General features: G+C 48.1%; 8 protein-coding genes and 1 pseudogene. 1 reads left to right on the top strand and 8 read right to left on the bottom strand.

Features of this window, described 5'->3' with window-relative positions:
- Positions 1-143: 143 nt before the first annotated feature.
- The 7 genes from QT974_RS05750 to QT974_RS05720 form a co-directional block, all read right to left on the bottom strand.
- Positions 144-2,144 carry a ScyD/ScyE family protein gene (locus tag QT974_RS05750; protein WP_333467563.1) on the bottom strand — a complete coding sequence of 667 codons (2,001 nt, stop codon included), beginning with the start codon at positions 2,142-2,144 and terminating at the stop codon, positions 144-146.
- A 136-nt stretch (positions 2,145-2,280) separates the two neighbouring features.
- A complete protein-coding gene (locus QT974_RS05745) occupies positions 2,281-3,057 on the bottom strand; it encodes an alpha/beta fold hydrolase (protein ID WP_333467562.1) in 777 nt (258 codons plus the stop codon).
- Between the two features lie 427 nt (positions 3,058-3,484).
- The gene (locus tag QT974_RS05740; RefSeq protein WP_333467561.1) at positions 3,485-4,051 is read right to left on the bottom strand and encodes a nuclear transport factor 2 family protein; all 567 of its coding nucleotides are present in this window, start codon (positions 4,049-4,051) and stop codon (positions 3,485-3,487) included.
- Between the two features lie 390 nt (positions 4,052-4,441).
- On the bottom strand, positions 4,442-4,747 hold the full coding sequence (locus tag QT974_RS05735; protein ID WP_333467560.1) for a Dabb family protein: 306 nt from the start codon (positions 4,745-4,747) through the stop codon (positions 4,442-4,444).
- 220 nt (positions 4,748-4,967) lie between these two features.
- The gene (locus tag QT974_RS05730; protein WP_333467559.1) at positions 4,968-6,251 is read right to left on the bottom strand and encodes an FAD-dependent oxidoreductase; all 1,284 of its coding nucleotides are present in this window, start codon (positions 6,249-6,251) and stop codon (positions 4,968-4,970) included.
- A gap of 34 nt (positions 6,252-6,285) precedes the next feature.
- Complete coding sequence (locus tag QT974_RS05725) at positions 6,286-7,707, bottom strand: FAD-binding oxidoreductase (protein WP_333467558.1); 1,422 nt, start codon at positions 7,705-7,707, stop codon at positions 6,286-6,288.
- Positions 7,708-8,389: 682 nt separating this feature from the next.
- The gene (locus tag QT974_RS05720; protein WP_333467557.1) at positions 8,390-8,803 is read right to left on the bottom strand and encodes a hypothetical protein; all 414 of its coding nucleotides are present in this window, start codon (positions 8,801-8,803) and stop codon (positions 8,390-8,392) included.
- Between the two features lie 173 nt (positions 8,804-8,976).
- On the opposite strand from QT974_RS05720, the pseudogene QT974_RS05715 reads away from it, so the two are divergent.
- A pseudogene (locus QT974_RS05715) lies at positions 8,977-10,170 on the top strand (RNA-guided endonuclease InsQ/TnpB family protein).
- On the opposite strand, the gene QT974_RS05710 reads toward QT974_RS05715, so the two are convergent.
- Positions 10,151-10,636, bottom strand: a complete 486-nt coding sequence (locus QT974_RS05710) for a fatty acid desaturase (protein WP_333467556.1) — start codon at positions 10,634-10,636, stop codon at positions 10,151-10,153. The pseudogene QT974_RS05715 and the gene QT974_RS05710 overlap by 20 nt on opposite strands.
- Positions 10,637-10,865: the final 229 nt, after the last annotated feature.

Raw genomic sequence — 10,865 nt, 5'->3', positions numbered from 1 at the left:
TGGGAGTAGCGGGTGTGAATCCGCTAAGGAAGTGGGCTTCCCATACTAAACAACCATTTCAGGTCGCGCTAGGTTAAACGAATCGCACACCGGACTTGATATAAAACACCATTTCATCAACGAGCCGATCGATCCGGAATGAATCAATCCACTGGAATTTGACCGATCGCATTCACATTCGGATCGAGATTGTCGCCAGTGCTGTAGATATAATTAAATGCGCCTCGATCGTGGAGAAGATGCGATCGTAAAAATAATCCACTCCAGCGTCCGATCGTCTCAGTTGCTGTAGCCTGGTCTAAGGTGGGTCTGTTTGGCTCTCGATCGGGGTTGTCTTCGTTGGTGATCCCATAGTGGTTCGCACCTTCTACGGTAACTGAGACTTTGGGTGGGTTGAGAATGTAATCATACGTTGTTTGACTGTTGAGCGGTAAAGCCACGCCATCCAAACTGCCCTGAATCAGCCCGACTGCGATTCCTTCGTTATCGATAGGCAAAAATTCTCCTGTTTGCTGATTCCGAAAGCTAGTGCCGTAGAAAATACCTGCCTGCAACTCTGGAGGAATTGTGTAGTCTTCCGAGCAAATTCCGGGTATGCAAACCTCGTCCTGTGTTGCGCCTAATCCGACGGAGCCGCCAAACGAGTGCCCCAGGAGTCCCAGCGTTTCGGTATCGGCAATTTCAAAAATTGGTGAAGTCGGATCGGCATCTTCTACTTTCATCCAATCGAGTACATCATTTACTTGCCCTTGCTCGGAAAGTAGACCCGTAACCGTTTGACCGTTGGGTGCTGCGAGCGTTCGCTGGTTATTCGGAACAACGACGACAAATCCATAGCTGGCGACTGCTTCTGCATAGTTGGAATAGTCTGCTTTATCGACTAAAGCACCTTGCAGCATCAGCGCGATCGGCAGTTGATCCGGGGTTGAATTTGGCAGCACTGGATAATACACATCGGCTGGATCGCCATCTGCGGCAATTGTAGTTGTGTAGTGCTTCACCTGGTTATAAATCGGGTCGGGATCGAAGCTTGTATCCTTCTCTAAACTCAACCGCAGTACCTCTCCTTGTCCTGCGATAAAGCCTTTGTTGGAAATGTAAATGTCACCGTCAGCACCGATTTCTAAACCTGTCGGATTAATTAGCTCATCACCTGCGATCGCGGTGCGAGTTTTACCATCGGGAGACACATAAATCAGGGCACCTGCGTCACTTCCATTCAAGAGTCCATCCGCATCATATTCCAGGACATACAGACCGCCAGAATTGTCAAAGGCTAGATCGATGATATGCGTAAAACCATCTGCATAGACTTCCGGTTGACCTTCAGCATTGATGCGATAAACTCGTGCTATTTCCGATTGAAACGGAAACCCAGTCAATTGGCCGACATAGAGAGCGCCATCGGGGCCAACGGCGACCGAGGTAGGTACAGGCTGTCGCACCACTGTTTCACCCGTCAGCGGATCGATCGCGGTACGAGTTGCAAAGACTGTTTCTAGAGTCACTTCGCCGCCAAAGGCTCGTTGAGAGAGCAAATCATTGGCACCTGCATCAATGACGTATGCGGTATTGTCTTCTATCAGCAAATCATAGAGGTTGGTAATGACATCTTGCCCGTCGGGGTTGTTGTTTTGTTCGTAAGCGCCAAAATCCCTCAGTCTTGTCCAGGAAGCACCGCCGTCAAAGTTATCGATCGCAATTAAGTGGCTAAAATCAGGAACTTGCAGCACCTCATCTCGATTGGCTGGATTGCTGGCAAGACCCACGATCGCATAGGCGTTTCCATAGGCATCAAACTCAATATCGCTGACACCTGAAGCATCCGATCCATCGGGTAATGCCAGCGATGGCAGTCCGGTGACGACTCGTTGTGCAACACCGTTTTGAATTCGAGTAATTGCACCCGTTGCGCCATAGAACAAAGATGCGTCCGGTTGACTGGGAGACGGAATGCTGGCACCTGTTCCCCCCCGTCCTGCTTCGGCAACATAAAGCGATCCATCAGGGCCAAAGCTCAGCTTGCGCGGACTATCCAGACCGCTTGCCAGCACCTCAATTTGCGAGATCTGTGGCGTTTCTACTGTTTGAGACCTGATTTTCTTGCTTTGCGAGATCTGTGGCGTTTCTACTGTTTGAAACATGATTTTCTTCCTTTGAATTTACTGCGCTGTTCCTGTTGTCAAATCTGCTACTGTCTCCTGAATAAACTCGTTCGCTCAAGACGTGGCGGTAGTTGATCGAGAAGCGACTTGAGACTGCAAAAAGTTTTCTACATCACTAAGGAGAATTTTTGATTGTTTTCAGAAAACCTAGATAATTCGATGCTGCTTCCTGAGCATTTTCGATCGACAGCAAATGTCCTGCTTTCGGTAATTGAATAATTTGACTCCTCGGAAGACAGCGATGTAAACGATCGACATCCCGAATATCATAGATTTTGTCTTCCTGACCCCAAATTGCCAGGGTCGGAACCCGACTGTGAGGTGACTGACAAAGCACATCATCGTAAAGATTCACAATGTCCCAGGTCTGCTGATAATTTCGATGACGATTCACATAATCGTTCACTTTCTCGGTTTTGACCCGATCCGGAATTGTAGGAGGCGTCACGAAAAGCAGACTGATTTCTAGATCGAACTGCTCTTTGGCGATCGGAATAAAGGGATTGATGCCCTCAATAATCGATTTCCTGACGCTAGTTGCCCAATTCGTTATGCCTAGCGGTGAACCGATAAAGGCGAGGCTGCGAACTTGGTTGGGATAGCGCTGAGCATAGAGGGCTGCGATCGCACCTCCCATTGAGCTACCAGCAATATCCAGGGATTGAATCTTTAACTGTTCGACAAACTGATGCAGCAGTGTGACCTGATTCTCCAGAGCATAATCTTTGACCGTGAATCCCTTGCTGTTCCCATAGCCTGGTAAATCGGGTGCGATCGCTTTATAGCCTGCTCCAGCTAACTCGCACATCATGCTATCCCACTGCTCTTTGTCAGCAAACAAACCATGCAGCAAGAGAATCGTTCGTCCAGTCCCCACCTGGTTATAGAGCAAAGTACCATTGCCAACGGGAACCGAGTGGGTCTTAACTGTGCAGATTGAGGCAGCACTGACTGTATTCTCGAAACGATTGCCTGCGAGTATCGTTAGAACTAAAATGCAGATGACCAGCCGAAGAATGAGCCTTTTCATGGTTTGTCTACGAACACTCTATAAACAGACACAATTTGGAGCGTTACTCCGCTTCGCTTCTCTGCTGCAAAAACTTTGCTACGATCATTTTTCCGAGTAATTGTGACTGTGCTTTTCGGTATATCTTCCTGGCTGGTTCGGACAGCAATCACCGTTCTTCCGACATTGGCTAAGTACGCAGCCAACGGAGACAACGATCGGTTTCCGCATTGCGAGGAACTCAATCAGGACTTACGCAAACCTCGGAGATTTGAACCAAAATATTGAACCTTATGACCAACATTGGTGCTTAAACCTCCAAGGTTTTGGCAAGATCGAGCAACTTACGCGCACTATCAACGCCCACAATGGGCAGTTTCTCAGCATCAAGCAAGCCGATTTGAACCAAAATACTCGCCTGATCCCAGTAGATGTGTTCATGGGCTACTTTGCGATCGCGGAACCGGATAATCGCAACCAGTGGCACTTCAACCCGTTTTCCAGTCGGAGCAATACCGGGGAGCATCCAGTCCATCTGGAGGGTATGCGTGAACTTAAACACCATTTCATCGACAAGTTGATCGGTTCCGATCGTGCGCGAGACTGGAATGATCTCGGTGTCTGGCGGGATCTGTGGGATGAAGTGTTTGGCATAAAACTCGCGCACGGCTGGTTTCCCGACTCCTCCAGTCATGACCGGAATGTCATTAACATAAGCATCTTCAACCATCGTGGCGAGGGCATCTTCCGTATTGTGAGCGACAAACTCAGACTGCAAATGCGCTTCCCAGAGTTCTTGCAAAACCTGCTGGGCGGGTGTCAGGTTAGGGGTTGCCTTTCCATTTGCTTGTTCGTCTACAGGTTGCTGTTTGACCATGATTAGATTCTCCTAATCCTATCTGTTCTATCTGTTGTGTAATGAGTTTTGAACTACTTGTTCAAACGGCGTAGCATGATAGTGCGATCGCTCGATATGCTTTGTTAATGAGAAATACAGCAGAACCGTTAATCCAATTTTTATCCCAATAGGTTGAACTGTTGTCATCACTACACGAACGAATTGGTGTTCTGCAAGTTTAACTAACATTTTGTCCAACCCCTTTAAGGTGTGAACGACTCCGAACCCTACTCTAATTTCCGACAGAAATTGGCTTGACAAGTACGCAGTTTCTCGCAAAGATGCCAGCTCCGTAACGGGCGTAAACCAGCCGGTAGATGGGGGACTGTCAGCGTCTGACGGTCAGCCCAGAATAGCGTAAGGTCAGTTTCACTCAGCAATAAAATCAAATGCAACCGCGTCTTCAATGATGGCAAACAAAGCATTTTTAACGCTTTCGTGGTCGGGGTGGGGTAAATAGCGATCTCGCGCTTCTGGGTTGGCAAAGGTCGTGAGAAAGCCGTGTGTGAAGCCTTTATTAAACCCTTCGGGACTGGAATAAGCACCACTAGAACAGTAATCAATTCCTGGAATTGATTGCTTTAATTCTTCCACTTTTTGCAGGATCTCAGCGATCGCACTGTCGTTCACTTCTGGTTTAAATCTCAGGAGAACCATGTGATGTACTTGAGACATAGTGTATGTTCCTAGCGTTTTCCTAATGCGTATATAGCGGGCTTAGACAACCAGTGCATGCTGCAAATCCTCAGCGCGAATTTTCCTTAAGAATGAAGCAGGTTCTGAACCATGATTTTGATGCGTTTACCCTGCGTCTAGCCGAAGGTAACTTTCTTTACTCGCCACAGCACTTTTAAAGTAGCGATTACCAATTTATCAGCTTTCTCGTCAATAACATCTATCTCAAGTTCGATCGCTTGACCCGATCGATCCAGCCTTGATGAAAGCTCAATATTTGAGAGTAGGGCAAATCGTAATCCATAACTAAATCGAAGATAAACGGCTGCACCAACTGTGGAAACCATTGATGTAGAACCCGATGGAGCTGCAATCGCAAGTAATACTCAGCAATTAACCACTTCTGACGCGGAAACGCATAATCTGACAATTCTCGGAGCGCACGAGCATCAGGGACTCTTTGTTCTGAAAAAATCGGTAATGCTCGCGCCCAATCATCGTCGTACTGTTCTAACAATCGCTCAAAAATCAACACATCCTCCAAAGAAGCATTGCACCCTTGTCCGATCGCTGGCGATACTGCATGAGCTGCATCGCCCACCAGCAAAATACTGTCGCCCTGATGAAAGCGATCGCACCGTACCGTTAATACTCGCCCCACCGGACGCTGCCAGAACGCTTCTGCCTCCTCCAGTGACATTAACTGTCCAAACACAGGAAAGTTCTCCTGGAAAAAGTTCAAGACCTTCTCTTTGTTCGTCAAACTTGAGAGCGGATTTTGCGCCTGCTCGAAGACAATTACGCCATTGAGTCGATCGCCCGGTTGAGGCACCATCACCATTCGCGCCTGAATGTCCCGATTTGCTGCATGAATTTTGTCAGCTTCTATATCTACCCCCAGAGCCGGATTGACGCGACTGAGAAACACCGACTTATAAGCATCTGGAATATAGTTTTGCTCGCACTGCAATTCTCCATCCCGGGCTAAATCGTCTCTAATCTGCGATCGCGCTCCACCGGCAGCAACCAAGCGATCGTACTCCAGAGCGAACGCCTTACCTTGCTCCGGCTGCAATGTCACGGTCTTGGCTTGCCTGTCCCCTCCAACATACTGACAGCCAAATTTCACGGTGAGTTGCTCGGAAGGGTATGTTTGCGTTAATTGCTGCAAGAGAACGAACACTAGGCGATTGCGATCGATGGTTAGAATTGGAACCGATCGCGGAATCTCGCGAGGTTTGCCTTTTGGAGGATGCAGTTTCGTGCCAGTGCAAAACACGCTATCGGCAGCGATCGCTTCTTCTAGCCCCGGAATCTGGCGCAGTGCTTTTCTGCCTCGTTCCTGAAGCGAGATCGGAAATGTGCGGTCTTGCGAAACATCTGTCGAGCGCGGGTCAGGACGCTGTTCGTAGAGTTCGACGCGATACTTGCCGCGACGCAGTAAGTAATGGGCAAGTAACAGTCCAGTTGGACCTGCTCCAACGATCGCTACTTTTTGACGCATTGAATTCACCTGGTTACGTCTGTTTGTCAGAGATTTACGAACGGGTTGAAGCTGCGATCGCTGTTGGAGCAACGGTTGGTTTGATGTTCTGATTGAGATGGAAAATGTTATCGGGATCGTAGCGCTGCTTGATCTGTACCAAGCGATCGTAGTTAGCGCCATAAACCGCTGAAACGCGATCGCCCTCGTCTTCGGTCATGAAATTCACATAGGAACCAGCAGAAGCATAAGGTGCAGCAGCTTGGAAAAACTCGCGCGCCCAATTAATGCACATCTCATCATCCGCCGCATTATCCCAGCGTCCGTCCGCGTTCAGCAGAAACTTGGCATCGCGATGATAATATGCCGTAGCATCTGCAGGAACCCGGTTGAATGCCCCGCCAATCGATGCTATGGAGATTCCAGACTGTGGCGCGGGTAGCTTGCTGGCGAATTCCACGATCGCATCAAATACTTCATCCCGTAACTCTGTGAGATTGTGAGATTTCCAGTAGTTCCTGGCACCGCGTGACAGCATGGTGTTAAAAGCTTGCTGCCATTCTACGTATGGTTGAACGCCAATTTGTTCGCCATAGGTATCGCCAAAACGGCCCAGAAGTTCGATCTGTTTCTTACCCTCGGCAATATCGCCGATATAACCGACAAGCAAAAGAACTACTTCTTTGCCATGCACATTCTCAGGCAAAAAAGGCACTGGCGGAGCCTTGGCAAATAACACCCACACAGTGAGTTCTTGGGGGGCAGATTCAACAAATTGCCGGTATTGGGTGAGTATCTGTTTGGCTTGGCTAAACGGAAAAGCGATTAATCCAGCTAAGATTTCCGGCCCTACAGGATGAAGCTTGAATTCAAACTCTGTGGCGACACCAAAGTTACCACCGCCACCTCGAATCGCCCAGAAAAGGTCGGCATTTTCGGTTTCGCTGGTGCAAATCCGATCTCCGTCGGCTGTGACCATTGTTGCAGAAACTAGATTGTCGATCGCCATCCCGTACTTGCGAGTCAACCAACCGAAACCGCCACCCAGTGTAAGACCTCCTACACCGCTCTCTGAAACATTTCCCAAGGGAGTCGCTAACCCGTGCACCTGTGCCGCAGCATCAAAATCACCCAATGTGGCACCTGCTTCAACATAGGCCCGCTTGTTGTCAGCATCAATGCGGACATTCTTCATCATTGAAAGATCGATCGTCACGCCGCGATCGCACAAAGCGGTTCCGCCGATGTTATGTCCACCGCCTCTGACTGATATTTCGAGTTTGTTCGATCGCGCAAATGCGATCGCCCCAGCAACATCACCCAATGTGGCACACTGCACGATCGCAGCAGGTTTGCGATCGATCCGAGCATTCCATATTTGGCGAACTTCGTCATAATTCGGATCGTCAGGAAGCACCACACGACCCTTCACATGAGTCTTCAGCTTTTCAATTGGTTCATTCAGTAGTATTGTCACGATCTTTCTCCTTTTGCTGTGTTGTTGCGAGCATGGTTAGATATTCAAGACTTGTGATAAATCTGGGTTTTTGCCATCAATTCATCCCAGACTCAGCAACGCTCTCTGTTCTAGCAGTAGAGGTTGTCACATGGGGTAATATTTGAGTTAATAAGCAATCCCAAATCCGGTTGCGAAACACACCTTACAGATTGACTAAATCTGCTTTTAGTAAATGTTTTGGTGTTGGCGACAGAAACACCCTCGAAACCGAGTTGATGTCAATCTTGACCGATCGTGAAACAATAAAAATTAACCCTAAGATAGATTAATGGCTGCATTAACTACTTTTGGACCGCTGTTACGATGCCAGAAGATCGAGGAGTTAAGAGCCAACTTAATTAGAAGTTAACTAAATCCAGGAAACGCCCGAACTGCGCTTTTTTCAAGCCACAATACCCAGCATTCAAAATTTGCTAACTCCCTTAAAACCCAGAAAAAATCCTTATCTCCTATATCTCCATTTTAGATTTTAGATTTGCTTGCTGAGAGAATGAGGTAGCAGTTTTTGGTACAAGCCCCGTCTTTGGTGACTCCATAAATTTCAAATCGTAAATCTAAAATCAGAAGTCCGTTCCGCACGGTAAGGGCGAGCGTCAATCTAAAATCTAAAATCGTCAATCTAAAATCGTTTGATATCCACTTAGCAATCCAGCGTGTTTTCGAGTTCCCAAGGGCTGATGCGACTGCTGTAATTGTGCCATTCCTGGTGTTTGAGCTTTAAGTAAGACTTAACAAGTTCCTGTCCCAAAGCCTGCGGCAAAATCAAGTTAGCTTCCAGGCAGCGTAGCGCGTCAAGCAAGTTGAGCGGTAGCGGTTTGACTTTACCGGGCGGCAGTTGGTCTGTGTAGTTGTTGTTATCGTAACGAGGGCCGGGGTCGCGCTTGTGTTCGATGCCGTCGAGACCAATCGCAATCAGTGCAGCGGGTAGAAGATAAGGATTGGCTGCACCGTCAGCGAGTCGCAACTCGAAGCGTCCTGATTCGGGAATGCGGATGCTGTGGGTGCGGTTGTTGCCGCTGTAACTGATAGCATTGGGCGACCAGTTGACACTCACCGCCCGATCGGGACAGTGATTCTTAGTTCAACGACCGGACTTAAATTAAGAGCGTTACCAAAAAACAGGGTCTAAAGCCCCGTCCTTCTAGGACGGCTTTAATTCGAGTGTAAAGATTCACAAATCAGTCGATTTATACCCACGATTGCCTATAAATGTGGTAGAATCATTCTATGATTGTACTAGAGTTCAAGTTAAAAGGCAAGTCACAGCAGTACCGGGTCATCGACGAGACGATCCGCACAGCTCAGTTTGTCCGAAACAAAGCTCTGAGATATTGGATCGACAATCAGGGAGTTAAGTTAGTCGATCTCTACAAACAATGCGCCATCATGGCGAAAGAGTTTGAATGGGCGGGTAAACTTAACTCAATGGCGCGTCAAGCTTCGGCCGAACGTGCCATTTTTGCTATCCAACGTTTCTTCTCAAATTGTAAGGCTAAAAAGCCGGGGAAAAAGGGGTATCCGCAGTTCAAAAAGCACGCTCGTTCTGTAGAGTATAAGACATCGGGATGGAAACTTTCCACCGATAAAAGATGCCTGACTTTCACCGATGGTTTGGCGGCTGGAACTTTTAGATTGCTCGGCAGTCGGGACTTGCACTTTTATGCGCCTACCGAGATTAAACGAGTCAGAGTAATTCGTCGTGCCGATGGCTACTACGCTCAGTTTTGCATAGATGTGGAGCGGACAGAGGAAGTTATTCCCACTGGTAAAGCCGTGGGGATAGATGTGGGATTGAACTATTTCTACACCGATAGCAACGCTGAAACAGTTGCAAACCCTCGGCACTTGCGTAAAAGTGAAAAATCCTTGAAGCGATTGCAGAAACGAGTTTCTCGGAAAAAGAAAGGTTCTGGCAATCGCAAGAAAGCGATTAATAAGTTAGGCAGAAAACACTTAAAAGTCAGTAGGCAACGTAAAGACTTCGCCACCAAGACGACGCCCAAGCGTAGTGAAATCTAGCGATTTCGTAGCCTACGAAGACCTTCAGGTGAGGAATATGGTGAAAAACCACAAGCTTGCTAAATCAATTAGCGATGCAGCTTGGGATCAGTTTACGCAATGGTTGCAATATCTTGGGAAAGTGTACGGCAAAACAGTAGTTGCTGTCGCTCCTCAGTATACTTCCCAAGATTGTTCAAGTTGCGGAAATCGCGTCCAGAAATCGCTATCAGTCAGGACTCATATTTGTAGTTGTGGTACGGCGTTAGATCGCGACCATAACGCAGCTTTGAATATCCTGGCGAAGGGATTGAAGGCCCGTGCCGGAATCAATCTAAATACGGTGGGGCACACCGGAATTAACGCTTGGGGACAGACCGACCTCTACTCGTTGGTGGTGACATCAACAGGCAAGCCGACTGACTGAACCAAGAATCCCCGCGCGTTTACGCCGGGGAGTGTCAACTGGAATCTGCGTGTAGCGGTGGTGCCACTTGTGATAGCGGCGGTAGAACGTGCCGTTATAGAAGGACAGCACTCCCGCCAACCAAGCCACGATATCGTTCAAGCGATTGGAAGCAAATGCTGTTCGGTGGACGGCTTCGTGCATCGGCGCGAACATTGAAGCCAAACTGAAGCCATACACCACCAAAGACGGGAAAGCAACCAGCCAGTTTCCCCATGAAGTCGCCCAAAGGTAGCCGCTGGTAGCCATTACGGCTAGGTGTCCTGCTAGCTGCACCAACCCTTTGAGATTAGAACGCTGGTTCAAGACACTGAGTTCTTGCTGGGAAAGAAGTTGACTGGGTTTAGGATTTGCGGGAGCGGCTAGAATCTGTGGAGCAAGCCGATCGTTCGCCTCGCCGATCGATGTATCGCTGGTAGACATTGCCTAATCAAAATGGTGTGAGATTGACACTGTAACACGCAGACAGAACTCTCTTGATACTGGTCTATATCTACTCGTTGAAATGTATTAAACATTACAATTTGTCAATTTTCTGAGTTGGCTAACTGCCAAAGCATCGTGCTGAACCTTGCTTTGCACTTTTCGGCAATGGTAATCACCTAGTTGTGCCATCAATTTGTCTAATTTGTGCGATCGATTTGGCACAACC

Origin of the sequence: Microcoleus sp. BM001215392, from assembly GCF_036700185.1 — a bacterium.
Lineage (GTDB): Bacteria > Cyanobacteriota > Cyanobacteriia > Cyanobacteriales > Microcoleaceae > Microcoleus.
Note: the sequence above shows the minus strand (reverse complement) of the source record. Positions and strands in the feature narration are given on the sequence as shown.

Bases quoted from the DNA above. Each gene is read 5' to 3' on its own strand.
- QT974_RS05750 (WP_333467563.1), bottom strand. From the start codon at position 2,144: ATGTTTCAAACAGTAGAAACGCCACAGATCTCGCAAAGCAAGAAAATC.
- QT974_RS05740 (WP_333467561.1), bottom strand. From the start codon at position 4,051: ATGGTCAAACAGCAACCTGTAGACGAACAAGCAAATGGAAAGGCAACC.
- QT974_RS05735 (WP_333467560.1), bottom strand. From the start codon at position 4,747: ATGTCTCAAGTACATCACATGGTTCTCCTGAGATTTAAACCAGAAGTG.
- QT974_RS05730 (WP_333467559.1), bottom strand. From the start codon at position 6,251: ATGCGTCAAAAAGTAGCGATCGTTGGAGCAGGTCCAACTGGACTGTTA.
- QT974_RS05710 (WP_333467556.1), bottom strand. From the start codon at position 10,636: ATGTCTACCAGCGATACATCGATCGGCGAGGCGAACGATCGGCTTGCT.